A 16,306-nucleotide genomic window follows, 5' to 3' on the forward strand; every position below is an offset into this window, starting at 1 on the left:
GGCTCGCCGCGCCCGCAAACAGGGATCAGCACGAAAGAAGCTCATCGAAGAGCTTCATGTACCGTCTCAACATCTTCTCCCTGTTGTACCGCCTCTTGACGAGTCCGTGGGCATTGGCCCTCAGCCTCAGGCGGAGCTCTTCGTCCGTGGCGAGGCGCGCAATGGAAAGTGCGAGTTCCGAGGCATCGCCCGCCCTGTGGAACAAGGCGTGGACACCCGCCTCAAACACGCTCCGGTGTGCGGGAATATCCGAAAGGACCAGGGGGCACCCGTAGGCGCCAGCCTCCAGGACCGACAGGGGAAGCCCTTCCGGTCCTCTTGAAGGATGGCAGAAGATGTCAGACGACAAGAGAAGCCTTTCCACCTCCTCAGGGGGCACCTCCCCCGGAATCTCCCAGTCGAGCCGGCATCCGCCTCTGGTGAGCCTTGCCTCCACGATACGGTCCATCCCGGCCGTGAATGCCCCTGCCAGGCAAAGATGGAGATCAAAGTCCGGGAGGAGTCCGGCGACCTCGACCATGGCGTCGGCAAGCTCGAGGATCCCCTTCTCCTCTATGAGCCGCCCTGCAAAAACGACCCTGAGTCTCCCCGCCTGGCGGATGGGTTTATCGAGGGGCTGGAGCTCGTCCGGGACAAAGACGCCGTTGTATACGGGCACCACCTTCTCCTCCGGTATGCCCCATGAGAGCAGTCCCCTCTCGTCGTTGGGCCCGCAGGGAACCCAGGCATCCACGGCTTCCACAGACTCAATCCAGAATGGATGGAGATCCTTGGCCCTGAACCTCTCTCCCCTGTGGAGGACCAGCCCGCCCAGGCCGTGAGAGGCGCCGACGATCTTCGAGCCCAAGCGGCGCTTGATCTCGTAGGCGAACCTGAGCCTGCCATCCCCCGAGACATTGAAGTATATTAGATCCGGACGAATCCATTTCAAGACCCGGGGGAGGCCCATCCAGGCGGCCAACTGGCGGCGGCGTGTCTTTCCGAAAAGATGGGCGCTCCTTGGAATACTCCTGAGAAGGGGAAATCGATAGACGGGAATGCCGTCCCGAACCCACCGCTTGGCGGAAGGTGCATCCTTTACGTATTGGTCTACGATCACCATCGGACGGGCACCGAGACGCTTGGACTCTGTGGCAACCGACCGGATGATCGACCCCACTCCCCCTATGGTCGTCGTGGCAGGCCCAAAAGGGCTCTTTGTCACAAAGGCTATCCTCTTGTCGAACAACCCACCCCTCGATTCAGGATCCCGGCGATCCGAAGCCGTCCATGCAGCCTTCAGGTCCCTAGCCGTTTCCTGTGACACCGGAATGGGCAAGACATGCCTTGGCGTAGTGGTAAGCATAGCGGAGGAGTTGTCTGGGCTCACAGATCCCGCAAAATTCCCTGAGAAGAACGGAAAAAAGCTCCAGCGAGCTGGTCCTGCTGTGCCTGAGCAGGTGGACGGCCCAGGAAAACAGGTGCTTTCGCCAGTACCGGCGGCCAAAGGAGGTCTTGGAGATAAAAGAGAAGACCGGCCTGATCCTGGACATGTCTCCCGAACGGATAAGGGACCAATCCTTGGTCAGACGGGCCTGTTGAAAACGGGCAAAGGCGTCGACTTCTTCGCCCGATGGGTCGTCAAGACAGAGCCTCAGGAAGTCCGACGAATACCGCAGAACGCCATCCAACTGCTCCCGATGCCTGAGTGTGGAAATCCCCTCAGGAACCAGCCGGAGCTGGTAGAGGAAGCGGGGGACGACCCCGAGCTCGCCGATTCGAGCGGCCCTGACCAGGAGGTTGTAGTCCTGCCCGTAGGGAATGGACTCGTCATACCCTCCCATGCCGAGGACCGCATCGGTCCTGAACATGAGGGATCCATGGCAGAAGGGGTTTTCAAAAAGGAGCTGTGCCACAATACGGTCTCCCCCCTGGGGGATCATGATCTCCGAGACCTTCCTGCCAATGGTATCTATCTTGATATAGTACGACCCGGCGATGACGACTTCCGGGTTCTCGTCGAGGAACTCCACCTGGCAGGCGAGGCGCCTGGGCATGGATAGGTCGTCCCCGTCCATCCTCGCCACATACTCGCCCCTTGCACGGTTGAGCCCACGGTTGAGCGATATGGTGAGGCCGAGGTTCGACGGGTTTCTTATCACCTCGATCCTGGGGTCTGCATAGGACTTGAGGATCTCTTGCGTGCTGTCTGTAGAGCCGTCGTCTATTATGAGAAAGTGGAAATCCCCGAAACTCTGGTTCAGGATACTCTCCACCGCCGGGCAGAGAAACCGTTCCCCGTTGTAGACCGACATGAGAACCGTGACTCTCGTCCTTGTCACGTCCACTGCTGGTGGCCACTCCACTCCCTTTCCCACACAAGCAGGCACAGGAGCCCCCACACCCGGTAGGCTTCGGACCTTATCCCCTCCTTGTAGAACCGGTCGAAATGCCTGAGCAGGGCATCCCTTTTGAGTACGCCCCAGAGGGGGGCACCAGGGGAATTGATCAGATCGTGGCTGAGTTGCCGGACCCTGTCACTTCTCAGCCATTGCGCAACAGGTCCTCCGAATCCCAGCTTGGGCTGGTGCAAGAGAGATTCCGGGAGAAGGTGGGAAAAGGCTTTTCGGAAGAGGTACTTGCTCGTTCCGTTGTTAAACTTCACCGTGTGTGGCAGGGAGAAGGCGAACTCCGCAAGCCTCCTGTCGAGCAGAGGGGCCCGAACCTCGAGGGAGTTCGCCATGGCAGCACGGTCGACTTTGCGGAGAATGTCACCTGGAAGATAAAGGCAGGCGTCGAGATACAAGGCCCTGTCGATTCCCTCACCCGCCTGGGGACGCCACATCTCGAAATCGGTGGGAGACCTCTTGTCACCGTACCTCCACAGGGAAGCCCGCTCCTCTTGGCCGAAGTGAGTCATCTGGGCCAGATGGCGATCCCAGGGGTCCTGAAAATCCCGGGCCAGCCGGGCAGCCGATGATTCCCTCAGCAGGCGCCTGTACGCGGCCTCGAAAAAACCACCCAGAGCCGGAATTCTCTTGAGGTTTCTCGAAAGTCTCAGCCTCATCCTTCTCCGGGATTCCGCCCTCACGGATCGGTCGACCCTCTCGGCCATGATCAAGGGGCCGTACCACCAGGTGTATCCCCCGAAGAGCTCGTCCCCCCCGTCCCCTGTCAGGACCACCTTCACTTCCTGCCCCGCGAATCTCGAGATCAGGAAGGTGGGGATACTCGACGAATCGCCAAAGGGTTCATCATAGGTCCTCCCCATTTCGACGAGCAGGTCGGCCGCATCCACATCGAGCTGGATCCCATGGTGCTCGGTCCCGTATCGACGGGCCACAGCATTTGCAAGGGGGAGCTCGTTTACCCATTTGCCGAACCCCACTGTGAAGGTCTTCACGGGCCTTTCTGACAGCCGGCTCATAAGGGCAACGACCGTCGATGAATCCAGTCCCCCGCTGAGAAAAGCCCCCACAGGTACGTCGGAGGCGAGCGTCCGTTTCTTGACCGCCTCTGTGACAAGAATCCGGAGCCTTTCAACCATCTCGGGTTCAGGGGCATCGGGCCCGCCCGGACAGCCGAATTCCGGTGTCCAGTACCTTTCCAGAATCGATCTCCCCCGTTGTCGAGTAAGATGATGGCCGGGAGGCAGGACCGAGATGTTTCTGTAGATCGTCCGGTGGGGTGGAATGTAGGAGAGCCTCAGATAGTCGTCGAGGGCCCCGTAATCCACCACCCCCCGGATCGATTGGGAGGCAAGAAGGGCTTTGATCTCCGAGGCGAAAAACCAGGTCCCGTCCGGGGACTCTACATGATAGAAGGGCTTCTTGCCAAAGGGATCACGGGCGGCAAAGAGGAGTTGCTCCCGGCTGTCCCAGATGGCGAAGGCATACATCCCGTCGAGCTCGTGCACGGATCGGGAACCATAGGTGCGAAAGGCCTCCAGCACGACCTCCGTGTCGGAATCCGTGCGGAAAGAGCAGCCCATTTCCCGGAGCCGAGCCCGCAGGCTCCGGTAGTTGTATATCTCGCCGTTATAGGTTATCCAGAATCTCCGGTCATGCGATGCCATGGGCTGTCTGCCTCCGGCCAAATCGATGATCGAGAGACGGGCATGACCGAAACCGACGCGGTCCTCCATGATGACGACACGGTCATCGTCAGGACCCCGGTGGCGGAGAGCCTCTGTCATGCGCCGGAGGGCCTGCCTGTCAACAGGTCCGTCACTGGACAGTATTCCGGCAATTCCACACATCGTGTTCCTTCAATCTCCGATCACAGGGCCGTAGGAGAGATGGCCTTCCTCCACGAGGAGGCTCTCCTTGTTGCAACAGAAGATCCTGCCCCCCGTCGCTTCCACCTGCTGCCTGATAAAGGGAAAAGCGGCCGTCATGGGCGGGAGCTCCCCGTAGGGAAGCACCGTGCCGTGCCGGCCGGCCCTGAGGTTGTACTCCCAATCCAGGTCTGAAGAACCCTCCTTCCTCTTGAGTCTTATGAGTCTGGGCATCTGGTCTTGGAAGAAATAGTCCGGGGTGTTGAGATCGACTCCCAGGAGCTTGATTGTGGCATGGGGATCCAGAACATGGGCCACGTTTATCGCCGTGGTGAGGGTTCCACGGAAGTGGAACAGCCGCTCGTCCAGCCCCCTGCCCCAGAGGTACTCGAGTCTGTCCCAGGGGCCTATATCGAGATAGCCGATCTCCAATCTGCTGTCCACCACCACCATATCGGTCGGCCCTCTTCCTCGAAGGGCTCTCTTCACTTTCCTCCAGTAAAATACCGCGGGATCTGTGTAGATCCGGCCTTCCCAGTATCTGTGCAGCAGGAATCGAGTTCTCCAGAATCCGTTCTTCCTGCAGGTATCAAAGACCATCTCGTATACAAAACGATTGTGGACGTAGTCGAGCATGATGTGGTGCGTGGGCACGATGCCCACTCTTTTCCAGAATATGAGGTACATGTTGAAGGAGATAACCGCCTCGGCGCCGTTGACGTAGTACGCTTCGTCCTCTGTAATCCTGTTCAGAGAAGCTCCGCTGCCTATAACGAATATCTCGCCCAATGTCCTGAAAGTGGCCGGGCCCTATGCCTGCCTCATCACGCGGCGGATACTGAGAGGGTCACCACGCGGAGTCGGGAGCCAAGGGATAGGACAGGAATGTCCTCATGTCAAAGAGAAAAACAACTCCAAAGCCGATAGCCCGCGGCAATCTCTGATCGAGAAGTGAGGAAACTCCGGACTCCGGGCATTGGCTACCCCACCCTGCGGAGCTTCCTCATGACGGGCAGTTCGCTCTCAAAGATCCGTTTCACCCCGTCTCCCATGGCGGCCTCGATGGCACGGATCTCGCGCACCAGCCGGGCCAACCCGTGAGGCTCCACCGAAGCGGCCTGGTCGCTTCCCCACATTGCCCTGTCCAGGGTTATGTGCCTTTCGATCATGCACGCCCCCAGCGCGGAAGCGGCCAGGGAAGTCGGGAGGCCGACTTCGTGGCCTGAATATCCCACAGGAACGCCGTAATGCTCCTTGAGTGTCTGGATGGCCTTCAGGTTGAGCTCCTCTGGTTTGGCCGGATAGGTGGAGGTGCAGTGCATCAGGATCAGATCCCCGGTGCCGAGGATCTCAACCGCATGGTCGATCTGTTCCAATGTGCTCATACCCGTGGAGAGGATGATCGGTTTTCCATAGAGCCGGTGATGGCGGAGCAGGTCGTCGTCGGACAGGCAGGCAGAGGCTATCTTGAAGCAGGGAGGGTCGAATCGGGCGATAAAATCGACAGATTCTTCGTCCCAGCACGAAGCATACCACATGATCCGGTTGAGCCTGCAGAAATCGTCGATCGCCCCGTACTCATCCCAGCCCAGTTCCAGTCCGCGCTTGAGGTCTCCGTTGGTCTCTCCAAAGGGGTTTTCTCTCGGCCTGGCCAGCTCCTCCGGTGTGTAGACCACCTCTACCGTGCGCTTCTGAAACTTGACCGCGTCACAACCGGCCAGCACGGCCGCCGAGATCAGCTTTCTCGCGGTGTCCAGGTCTCCGTTGTGGTTTATGCCGATCTCGGCCACCACAAAACAGGGCTCACCATCACCGACCAACCGGTCTCCTATCCTCACCCTCTCTGCCATTACCACTCTCCTCCATCCGGCCGCTCCGTCCAGGTCTTGACTCTACAGACCTTTGGCAAGCCAACCTCCGTCGACGTAAATGTCCTGGCCCGTTATGTAGGAAGAGGCGTCCGACGCCAGGAGTATGGTGATACCCGCCAGATCTTCCGGTCTCCCCCATCGACGGAGGGCGGTCTTTTCTCTGATCGTCCTGTTAAGGGACGGATCACCCCAGCTCTTCCTGGTCATGTGGGTCCTGAAATATCCCGGTCCTACGCTGTTGACCCTGATCCCGTACCTGCCCAGATCGAGGGCAAGGGATTTTGACAACTGGCGCAGAGCCCCCTTGAAGGAGACGTAGGCTGGATTGTCCGGGAAGGCGAGCTCCGCATTGAGACTCGTAATATTGATAATGACACCTGATCTGTTCCTTTTCATCAACTTGCCTATTTCCCTGGAAAGTTCAAAGGGGGCTCTCAGATTGACCGCATACGTCCTCTCCCAAAACTCATCCGGGTAATCGAAGAGGGGGTGGCTGAAGGTCACCCCGGCGTTGTTGACCAGAACATCAACCCGGCCGGGCCCTCTCCTCAGGAATTCGACAAGTTCCTGCACCTGGGTCCGGTCCCCTACGTCGCATCGGTACATTACGGCTCGAAGCCCCTCTGCCCGGAAGAAGCGGGTCGTCCTTTCCAGTTCCCTCCCGAGAATGTCGACCAGGACAACCTCGGCACCCGCCCCCAGAAGGGCCGCTGCAATCGCCTTCCCATTGCCCCTGGCGGCACCCGTGACCACGGCTTTCTTTCCTTCCAGGGAAAACAGCGATTCCAGGTAGGTCATCGGGTCTTCATCCTGTTCAACCTGATCTCTTGGGAAATCATCTCCCCGTCAAAGGAGATGACAAAGGCGACGAATCGGGCGACCTCCCGGGGATCGATGAAGGAATCATAGCTCTGCCCTCTCACCTTTCTTCCCATCTCGGTCTTTATGGAACCAGGAGAGATGCAGAAAGTCCTTACATTCTCCCCCTTGAGCTCCTCATGGAGGGATCTCGAAAGGCCGAGGAGTGCGTGCTTCGAGGCGCAGTAGATTCCGGTTTCACCGAAACCCTGATAGGCGGAGGAAGAGCCTATGTTGACTATCCTCCCCCATCCCCTCCTTGCCATCCCAGGAGAAAAGGCCTTCGAGAAGAGAAAGGGGGCTCTGACATTGACGTTGAAACAGGTGTCGAAATCACTCAGCCTCGATCTGAACAGGCTTTTCACGGGGAAGACACCCGCGCAGTTTATCAGAATGTCGATGTGGTCAAACCGGTTTTTTGCACTTCTGATGATCCTCTCGACATCTTCGATGCGGTTGAGGTCTCCTGAAGCAAGACCGATCCCCACCTTTTCCCCCCCTCCGGCGGATTCCAACTCCCTCTTGAGGGCCTTGAGCCTGCTGGTGCTCCTGGAGGTGAGAAAGAGATTGCAAGACTCGCCGGCCATCTGCAGAGCGATGCACCGTCCCAGTCCGCCTGTGGCACCCGTGAGGAAACAGTTCCTATTTTGCAATACCCCGTGCATAGTCAGGCCATCAGTCTTTCCACGATTTCCAGATCCTCGTATGAATCGATATCAAAAGACCGTATCTTCGGTACCACACAGAACCCTATCCTCCCCCCGATCCGGTTTCTGTATCTCAAGAGGTTGTCCCTCGTGGTTATGAAGAAGCCCCCCGTCTCAAGGAAGGTACTCTTCCACTCCTGCCTCCTCTTCCGGTCCTGTATGTCGTAATTGGGTCGACCGTCGGTCCATACAAACTGGGTAAGTCGGGAAACCGCGATGACCGAGTCGTACTCATCCAGCATTGAAATCCCCCTGTCAATGTCTTCGCCGGTCGTCAAAGGGGAGGTGGCCTGTAGAAACACGAGCACATCGAACCAAACCCTTTCTGCAAAGTGGAGCAAGACGGCGTCACTCGAGGCAGTATCGGTTGACAGTTCCTCCGGCCTCTTGAGCGCTCTTGCCCCCAGATCCTCTGCGATACGGAGAATCTCGTCGTCTTCTGAACTGACCCAGGTCTGCTCCACCTGGGAATCGAGGGAGGCCTTGATGGCATAGTAGATCAGAGGCCTCCCCCTCAGCAGAACCAGGTTCTTTCTCGGAATCCCCTTGCTCTTCCCCCGTGCGGGAATGATGGAGACTATCTTCCGAGAATCTCTCCCGTGGAAAGTCACGGCTCAGCCCCGTTGCCTCTCATAGCCGACCCCTCGCCCGGTTCGATCCCTTCGTATCGTTTGAAAGCCTCGATCCATCTCAAAATGGTGTCCAATGTCTCATGGGAGGGCTCGCGAGACTCCAGGATTCTGCTCACCCTTTCGATGTAGTAGAGCAACCGATAGAGCCGGGCCGAGGAAGAAAGGGGGGTGAGATGCCGTGCAATAGACGGAGCGCTTGTGGCAATTGTGGATTCCAAACCGAGTATGGCTCTCTTCATTTCACGGGATATGCCCGGAACCTCACGTCCAAGCCAGATCTGTTGGAAAAACGCGTTATAGAGATCGAAAAGCACGCTCCTGTACCCGAAAGTCTCCCAGTCCACAACCATGTGGCCGCGGTTCGTGATGAGTACGTGTTTTGGAGAAAAATCACCATGAGAGAAGACCAGAGGGACTGTCCTGCCTCCCATGGCGCAAACCTCCCTGGCCGCTTCCTCGATAAAGCCTCTGACTTGGGCGATCTCGGAAGGTTCGAGCCCTTCTGCGTGCAGTCTGCTCTCCTCATGACGGAGAAGATCCATCCTTTGGCCGCAATAGCCTGACAGATCGACAGGACGTGGCTCAGAGCCAACTATCATGGCCGTCAGAACGGGGAGGAGATCTTCTTCCAGTGCCCTTAGAAAACCACTCCAGCTGGAACCATCAAGATGATAACCGTTCACGTACTCCTCTTCGTACCAGCTTTCCTCGGGCTGGCACCGAAGAAGGGATGGGGCAAAACAGAACCTGCCAGCGATTCTTGCCCGCTCTATTTCTTGCCGGACAACCTCAGGGGTGACCTCCGGCGAGAAGACCTTCGTGACAACTCCCCTGGCGAGGTCAAATACCTTGTACCCCCTGTGGACTTCGCAGCAGAGATGTCCGTGGACGGGCAGGTCAAGCAGCACCTCACCGCGTGGAGGGTTAAACCGGTGATAGAGGAGTTTTCCCGTGACAAAAGCAATTCTCTGCAAACTCGGCCTGACACCCAGGCCTGCCCTGTGAAAACCAAAGGGCTTTCCTCTCCAGTAGAGAAGGGCACCGAGCACTGTGGGGTTCCGCTGCAGAGAGAAATACCACCCCCGTATCCTGACGTATCTGTAGCCCCTCGAAGTTCCGGATCTACTCGTCGATACTCTCACAGGCTCCCGCCGGTGTGGCGTGGATGAAACAATTGACGCTCCCGAATTCTCCCGGTCTGTCATCATAGGGATGGTTCGTGAGGATGAGTTCGTGGATGGTCAAATGGTTTCTCCTGACAAGGCGAGGATAGTTATGGGTCCAGGAAAGAGGTTTTGCCCGCGGCATCGAGTTCTCAGGGAAAGCCTCTTCCTCCAATCTCGGAAGTGACACAGGTTCTGATACGAATAGCTCCAGTTCCGGGAAGGTGGATACATAGGCGAGAAAACCATCTACGGATTCGGGCTGCACAAAATGGAAGAGACCCGATGTGTAGAGAAACAGTCGCCCCTCTCTCTGGTCCTCCAGCAGTTCGGAAGCCCTTTCAAGGGGAAGAAGGCGAAACTCGAGGTTGGGAAGTCTGTACCTGCTTCCGGCGTAACTCACCGCACCGAAGAAGGCGTCTGTCCCGATGCACGTTATGCCAGGAAATTGTCGTGCAAACCACGCTAGCTCCCGGCCCGAGCCGACTCCGATTTGAATGATCAAGGGATCTTTTCTCGCCGCACCCTTTTTGCTCCCCTCTTTTTCCTGCCTGTCCAGTTTGCCCGTGTACTCTTCGATACGGGTTCTCAGCCTGAGGTAAAGGGGCACGGCTTCGCCCAGTGTCAGCTCAGCTGTCAAGGGACATCCCAGGTTGAAGGGTTGCCTGTCGTATGTTGAAGCCCACGATCGACTGCCGGGTTCTATCAGGATCGATTTCATCCTCTCGCGAACCATCGGGTCCCTTTCCGGGTAGTACTTCTCGGCCAGCCAATATCTCAAAACACCTGGATAGAGGAGCCGATCAAGTAAGCTTCTACGAACCGGATCATGGTGAGTCGAAAGCAAATGATTCCTGTACTCCTCAAGAAGACCGCTGGTAGCGATAATACGGGAGACGGCCCGGTTCAACCATGGGATCCCTAGTACGGTCTTTATTCCTCTGGCCATCCCAGATCTGAGACCCAGTACACTCAGGCGAGCCTTCACGACACCTCCGGCGTGGGGATCCTGCTATGCCGGCTCCTCACGCCAAACCTCACGGTGCAGGAATCCCGGAGCCCCGCCCACAAGGGTCACGTCATGCTGTCTCTCAGGTACCTGACGTTCCTCCAGGCGAGCTTCGACAGGCTCCTTACCCGGTTACGGAGCCTCCTTCGGAGAGCTTCCCCCTGTGTGACATAGGTTCGCGTGAGCTCAACGATCGGCTCTATCTCTTCATGCAGTTTCAGGGCGTCGAAGGTCTGCCCCTCGAGGCCTGCCTGCCTGTTGAGTGCGTCTGTCTTGAAGGTGTTGGCCGTGAGAGTGACAATGGGGGTTCCCCCGGTCAAGGCGAAGATGCTGGGATGCCATCTCCCACTCACGTAGGCACGTGCGTGGCCCAGAATGTCGACGGCCTGTTGTGTGGGAGTGGCGAGCCCTATAAGAGGGAGGTGCAACTCCCTGGATATGGGACGAAAGATCTTTTCGTCCGTCGTACAGGGAGCGGTAAGCAGGACTTGGCCGACCTTTTTCTGCAGCATCTCGCAAAGGGCTATGAAGCCTGGAACAGGATCGTACTGGGGTCGATCCGGGCGGAGGTAGATGGAGCTACCCCCCACACATACGTATGGCTCCAGGGGGTTGAATCCGGAGGCTGAATCCGGCCACACGCTGAAATAACCTTCCCGCGCGGCAACACATGACCAGGCAGGGTTCTTTGCCGGCCTGTAAGTAAAGGCCGCATCCGCTCCAAGGGTGGAGTTATCTCCTCTGACAAAAGCCGAACATTTCTCGGCGGAAAGATGCTCCCTGAATACGATATCATCCAAAAGGGGGTAGACACGCGATACCATTTCGGCCATGCATTCATTGCCGATGTCTGCCGTGTGGTTCACGAGGATACAGGGCTTGCCGAAGTGGCGTTTTGCAAGATATGCGATAAAGAGATTCATCCGACCCGTTCGTTGGGTGTCGTAAATGCTTCCCTCACCGTTTATGACAACCAGGTCACACTCCTCCAGTGCCCGGCGCTCCGGTTGAAAGATCTCATCCTTGATCACCTTTTCGGCGAAGGGTTCGAATTCTGCAAAGGAGCGGGGCACCGTATCGTGTGCGCCGGAGATCCGATCCCACGTTGAGCCGAAGGCCCTCCGAGCGATGAGCTTGACCGTGCCCCTTGCCCTGGGAATAGAATCGACGGCGGCTCCAAGAAGATGCTCAATAAGCCGGGGAACCTTCCCCGGCACGTAACGATCCCTTTTCCCCATGCGGCTCCAAAACAAGGTATGGGCTATCTCTCCCCCCGACTCCTCCACCATTCTACGTAGGGCAAGACTCGTTGACCGACACCCCCAATTGGGGTTGTCCGAATTGTCACCGACAAAGAAAACCCTCATTCCGCTCTTCTAGCTCTTGCTAGGCTGCAGTCTTGACCAGGGGAGTCGTGCACCGAAATAGCCGAGTCGCTTTTCTCCTCTTTCAGAGGTGAAGTCGCGAATACTGATCTTTACGACATTGGCCGCTATATCGATCTGCCCGTATGTTGGTGAATAGATCGCCACGGTAAACAGATACTCCCCCGGCGCAAACAGCCTGGCCGGAAACTCAACAAGGTAGCTCGAGCGACCCTTGGGCAGGCCCTGGCCGACGCTGTCCCGGAGATCGGAAATCAGGATCAGAGTGCCGAAGGCATCCCTCACCGAGGCAGTCAGGTAGGCGTCCGGCATTACTTTCGAGATGTTTATCCCTATCAACAAGTCGAAAGGCCGCGACCCGTCAAAATCGGAACTGATCACCCGGCCGTTTCTCGTCTTCACGACGACCTCCAGGATCTGGTTCTTCCCGGATTCAGCGGGTTCTTTCTTGAAAGAGCCCTTGTACTCGGTGTTTCTCATGAGATATCTGCCCACGACTGACTCTGTTGCCCCGTCAGAAACCACTTTCCCCCCTTCCAACAGGATGGCACGGTGACACAACCTGTGAATAGCGCTCAGGTTATGGCTGACGAAGAAGACCGTACGGCCTTCTCCCCCCACTTGCTCCATCTTTCCTAGACACTTGTTCTGGAAAGAGGCATCGCCCACTGCCAATACCTCGTCCACCAGCAGGATCTCAGGCTCCAGGTGGGCAGCTACGGCAAAGGCCAGACGGACATACATGCCGCTGGAATAGTGTTTCACCGGGGTATCGATAAACTTCTCAACCTCTGCAAAGGCCACGATTTCGTCAAACCTGCGGTCGATTACGGCCTTCTTCATCCCCAGGATCGCCCCGTTGAGGTAGATATTCTCTCTGCCTGTCAATTCCGGATGGAACCCCGTACCGACTTCCAGCAACGATCCTACCCGTCCGTAGATATCGGCGCACCCCCTGGTCGGTTCCGTGATGCGGGAGAGGACTTTGAGCAGTGTGGTTTTGCCTGCTCCGTTACTGCCGATTATACCTACAACCTCTCCCCTTTTGACCTCCAATGACACATCTTTCAAAGCCCAGATCGTTTCTCTGGGTCCTGTGCCCGGAGGGGTATGCGCACCCCGCAGAAGGTTCCACACGTTGAGAAAGGGAGAAGCCGCGGCATTCATAAGCGTGTCGCGAAAGGTCCGATACCGCTCCCTGGGGCCGCCGATCTGGTATCTTTTTGAAAGGTTCTCCACGCGAATGGCGAGGTTATTGGTCTTTCCCCGAGTTTTCAACCATCTTCCTTTCACACTACGTCTGCAAAGGTCTTCTCCATCCGTCGGAAGTAGAAGGCGCCACCGGTCAGAAGGCTCAGGGCCACGAGACTCGATGCAATGATGATCGACCCGAGTGGAGTCTCCGTACCCAGAAGAGCCCATCTGAATCCGCCCACCACGCCGACCATGGGATTGAGACCGAGCAGCCACCCGGGCAGCCCGTGTTTTTCGATAAGGGCGAGAACCCGGCTCATCGGGTAGATCACAGGGGTTGCAAAGAGCCATAACTGGACAAAGAAGGGGACCACGTACCTGATATCACGAAACTGAACGTTCAGCGCAGAGAGCCACATGCCAGTGCCAAGAGCGGTGGCAAAGGCGAGAAGGAGGAGCAGGGGGAGCAGGACGGCGGCCGGAGTGGGCCAGATCCCATACCAGGCCATCATCCCGAGAAGCACACTGAAAGCGATTACAGAGTCGACCACCCCGGAAAGAACCGCAGAGACGGGGATCACGAGACGGGGGAAAAAGACCTTCTTGATCAGATTCGATGAACCGACCAGGCTGTTGGAGCACTGGTTCAGCCCATGGGCGAAGAACAACCACGGGAGGAGTCCTGTGTAGGAAAAAATGGGATAGGGTAACCCGTCGGACCCGATCTTTGCCATGCGGCCGAAGAATATGGTGAAAACCACCATGGTGAAAAATGGCTGGATGACGGCCCACGCCGCCCCGAGCACGGTCTGCTTGTAACGGACCTTTACGTCGCGCCAGATCAGGAAATAGAGGAGTTCCCTGTACTCCCAGAGTTCCTTCAGGCCGAGAGAGACCCATCCCTTTGAGGGTCTTATTTTGGTGATGCGAACCTCAACCGATTTGTCTTCCCGTGTCTTGAAATGGTCCATGTCCAGGTCGCGGCAATACCGAAAAAGACCATCCTGATACAAATCCAACCTTCACATGATTCGATAGAGGAAGATTCGCCATGGAGATTCCCACGACTCAAAAGTCTTGAGCAAACGTATTGGATTCCTTTTCAAATTGACTATTTTGACGCAGGACAAGATGTATCTTCCTCCAAGCTTCCTAAAAACATCATAATTGAGATTCAAGTCCTTGATCGACCTATTCTTGTACTTTGTATAATCATGGAGGTTGAACGGATGACTGAATTCCCATGACGTCACATAGCATCTGCTCCCTCTGTTGTCATAGTACTTCTTCCATATGCCGTTCCTCTTCAATTCTTGGACTATTAACCTCCTGAACCTCTCGTGGTATTCTGCCGAATAATACGAACTATAACCATCCAATGTATAGAATCCATTGTACTGCGCAACAGCCGGATGGAGACCAACACAAATCACACGATACTCATCAGGTGGCTCGTCGATGTAATCCATCACATCCCGGAACAGCCCCTCCGAGAAGAATTTTCTATAAGTGATTGAATTATCCTTTTTCCCTCTCACAAGGAGATAGGCACTTTTCATGTCCAGCACTAGCTCTCTATTATGGCTTATGATGAATATTGCCTGAAAGATTATCAAAAAGTAAATGAGGTTTCTTCCGAGGTGGGAATATATCCCGTCAAGGCCGGACATCGAAACCAGGCATAGCGCAAATATCAGATACCACAATAAGGGATGGAGAAAGATGAACCGATAGAAGCCATAGATTTTGAGTATGGGAATGCTGTTCTTTACTGGCACTAGACCCCGCCAAAACCACAATCCGAAAAATCCAGAGATCATGAAGGAAATGGTCAACAGGACAAACAACGGCCGTGTGTTCGATTTCATTGTCCCAGACGTAACGAACGCCAGTGGGACTGCCAAGAACAGAATCCATTTATGTAGACTGGCCGCGTTATAATGTCCGTTTACAGCATTTCCTAATATCTGCACGGCCGACTGAAAAAACGTTTTGCTTCCCCAAGTTCCGTCACGCAGGGAACGATGGGAGATGAATGATGAATCTAAGAAAGTAGAGATGATGCCGTATTCAGATATTACATACAGCAAAAATAGGAGCAATATCCCAGCAAAAAACTGTCGATTGAAATTCCGCTTACTAAACCAGTCTAACAATAGAACTATCGTCAAACCGAACAAAATGAAAACTCCTGAAAATACAAGAGACGAGTAGAATGCGAAGATTACTATGGTTATGCAGTCAAGTGCCTTGTCTCTGCCATCCCGGATATTCCAAAACGCATGTACCAGACTCGGTTGTCCTGCTATTGTCAAACCGAACAATGGGTAATATGGTAAAATGGAGAAACAAAATGAAACACCAGCTGCAATTAGGTCACTATTTCTATCATGTATTATGTGTTTCCGAAGTAATATGTACATCCCGAAAAGGGCAAAAACACGGATAATGATTTCATTGAGAACGTAGGCCACAAAAGGTTTGAAAAACGCATACAACCATATGATTGGGTTCAAGACACTCTGCATAGGAAACCGAGAGGTGCCCATCATGAAACTCTCAATTTCCAGCTTGAAGTCCAATCTCGCGTATTTTTCCCCAAGCAACTTGTAGGGAGCTACGATCCAATCTAGATTATCATGTATTATTACATGGCTATTCTCTCCAAAAAGGATTTTCGGAGAAAGATATAGGAAGAGCAGGACAATCGCGGTGTATAAATAGATTCTATCATCACCGTTGTGATGCGTGGGCCTATTCTTGACCAGACTAATTATTGGAGGAAACTTCAAGGTATGCGCTAATGCCGGCTTCATTGCAAACCGGAATCGTGGCAAAAAGCTTCATCGTGTGCTCTCCGGATTCGATATAACAGCTAATTTCTCGAAGCGGATCTCCGGGCTGCTTCGAATTCGGGGTCAAAGCCCCCAGGGCAGGCTACCGCCCTTCCGTATGGGGTCGTCCATCCGGTCCACTGAGGAGATGGGGTTTGTCCGTCCGTTCAAGTGCAACGGGCTAGAGGCTACGGGCCGCCTGCACCAAAGCAAGAGCCGTCAGTTCCAGATCCTTTCCACTTGCAGATAGTCGAGCTCGACGCCTGTCTGGTAACCAAGCAGATTGAGAAGGATCCTGATTCTCCCCTCCCTGGGAAGCCACCGCTCAAAAATCCCGATAAGGTCCCTCAAGGGCCCGATCCGAATCCTCACAGGATCTGCCGGTTTCAGCTCATAGG

General features: G+C 55.6%; 14 protein-coding genes and 1 pseudogene. All 15 read right to left on the reverse strand.

Translation table 11 applies throughout. The features are described 5' to 3' along the window. Positions 1-25: 25 nt before the first annotated feature. Positions 26-1,228, reverse strand: a complete 1,203-nt coding sequence (locus JRJ26_12185) for a glycosyltransferase family 4 protein (GenBank protein ID MBW2058244.1) — start codon at positions 1,226-1,228, stop codon at positions 26-28. A gap of 58 nt (positions 1,229-1,286) precedes the next feature. Then, entirely contained in the window at positions 1,287-2,345 is a 1,059-nt protein-coding gene (locus JRJ26_12190) for a glycosyltransferase (protein MBW2058245.1), read from the reverse strand. Continuing rightward, entirely contained in the window at positions 2,318-4,237 is a 1,920-nt protein-coding gene (asnB, locus tag JRJ26_12195) for an asparagine synthase (glutamine-hydrolyzing) (protein MBW2058246.1), read from the reverse strand. Before asnB ends, JRJ26_12190 begins: the two co-directional genes overlap by 28 nt. A 9-nt stretch (positions 4,238-4,246) precedes the next feature. Further along, positions 4,247-5,044 carry a hypothetical protein gene (locus JRJ26_12200; GenBank protein MBW2058247.1) on the reverse strand — a complete coding sequence of 266 codons (798 nt, stop codon included), beginning with the start codon at positions 5,042-5,044 and terminating at the stop codon, positions 4,247-4,249. Positions 5,045-5,235: 191 nt separating this feature from the next. Beyond that, positions 5,236-6,105: an N-acetylneuraminate synthase family protein gene (locus JRJ26_12205; GenBank protein MBW2058248.1), complete on the reverse strand. Its 870-nt coding sequence runs from the start codon at positions 6,103-6,105 to the stop codon at positions 5,236-5,238. Positions 6,106-6,147: 42 nt separating this feature from the next. Further along, complete coding sequence (locus JRJ26_12210; GenBank protein ID MBW2058249.1) at positions 6,148-6,924, reverse strand: SDR family oxidoreductase; 777 nt, start codon at positions 6,922-6,924, stop codon at positions 6,148-6,150. Beyond that, on the reverse strand, positions 6,921-7,649 hold the full coding sequence (locus JRJ26_12215; protein MBW2058250.1) for an SDR family oxidoreductase: 729 nt from the start codon (positions 7,647-7,649) through the stop codon (positions 6,921-6,923). Before JRJ26_12215 ends, JRJ26_12210 begins: the two co-directional genes overlap by 4 nt. A 2-nt stretch (positions 7,650-7,651) precedes the next feature. Next, positions 7,652-8,302 (reverse strand): acylneuraminate cytidylyltransferase family protein, encoded by a 651-nt coding sequence (locus tag JRJ26_12220; protein ID MBW2058251.1) that lies wholly within the window; start codon positions 8,300-8,302, stop codon positions 7,652-7,654. Next, positions 8,299-9,465, reverse strand: a complete 1,167-nt coding sequence (locus JRJ26_12225) for a phosphotransferase (protein ID MBW2058252.1) — start codon at positions 9,463-9,465, stop codon at positions 8,299-8,301. The genes JRJ26_12220 and JRJ26_12225 overlap by 4 nt, the downstream gene beginning before the upstream one ends. Further along, positions 9,446-10,474 carry a hypothetical protein gene (locus JRJ26_12230; GenBank protein MBW2058253.1) on the reverse strand — a complete coding sequence of 343 codons (1,029 nt, stop codon included), beginning with the start codon at positions 10,472-10,474 and terminating at the stop codon, positions 9,446-9,448. The genes JRJ26_12225 and JRJ26_12230 overlap by 20 nt, the downstream gene beginning before the upstream one ends. An 86-nt stretch (positions 10,475-10,560) precedes the next feature. Further along, entirely contained in the window at positions 10,561-11,862 is a 1,302-nt protein-coding gene (locus tag JRJ26_12235; GenBank protein MBW2058254.1) for a polysaccharide pyruvyl transferase family protein, read from the reverse strand. Between the two features lie 540 nt (positions 11,863-12,402). Further along, positions 12,403-13,047: pseudogene (locus JRJ26_12240) on the reverse strand (ABC transporter ATP-binding protein). A 122-nt stretch (positions 13,048-13,169) separates the two neighbouring features. Beyond that, the gene (locus JRJ26_12245; protein ID MBW2058255.1) at positions 13,170-14,045 is read right to left on the reverse strand and encodes an ABC transporter permease; all 876 of its coding nucleotides are present in this window, start codon (positions 14,043-14,045) and stop codon (positions 13,170-13,172) included. 51 nt (positions 14,046-14,096) lie between these two features. Next, entirely contained in the window at positions 14,097-15,890 is a 1,794-nt protein-coding gene (locus JRJ26_12250) for a hypothetical protein (protein ID MBW2058256.1), read from the reverse strand. Positions 15,891-16,127: 237 nt separating this feature from the next. Then, positions 16,128-16,306, reverse strand: a 179-nt coding sequence (locus tag JRJ26_12255; protein MBW2058257.1) for a transcription termination/antitermination factor NusG, incomplete at its 5' end; no start/stop codon positions are given.

This window comes from Deltaproteobacteria bacterium, assembly GCA_019308905.1.
GTDB lineage: Bacteria > Desulfobacterota > BSN033 > WVXP01 > WVXP01 > JAFDHF01.

Excerpts from the sequence above, each read along its gene's own strand:
- JRJ26_12210 (MBW2058249.1), bottom strand. The coding sequence starts at position 6,924 with ATGACCTACCTGGAATCGCTGTTTTCCCTGGAAGGAAAGAAAGCCGTG.
- JRJ26_12215 (MBW2058250.1), bottom strand. The coding sequence starts at position 7,649 with ATGCACGGGGTATTGCAAAATAGGAACTGTTTCCTCACGGGTGCCACA.
- JRJ26_12205 (MBW2058248.1), bottom strand. The coding sequence starts at position 6,105 with ATGGCAGAGAGGGTGAGGATAGGAGACCGGTTGGTCGGTGATGGTGAG.
- JRJ26_12250 (MBW2058256.1), bottom strand. The coding sequence starts at position 15,890 with ATGAAGCCGGCATTAGCGCATACCTTGAAGTTTCCTCCAATAATTAGT.
- asnB (MBW2058246.1), bottom strand. The coding sequence starts at position 4,237 with ATGTGTGGAATTGCCGGAATACTGTCCAGTGACGGACCTGTTGACAGG.
- JRJ26_12245 (MBW2058255.1), bottom strand. The coding sequence starts at position 14,045 with ATGGACCATTTCAAGACACGGGAAGACAAATCGGTTGAGGTTCGCATC.
- JRJ26_12235 (MBW2058254.1), bottom strand. The coding sequence starts at position 11,862 with ATGAGGGTTTTCTTTGTCGGTGACAATTCGGACAACCCCAATTGGGGG.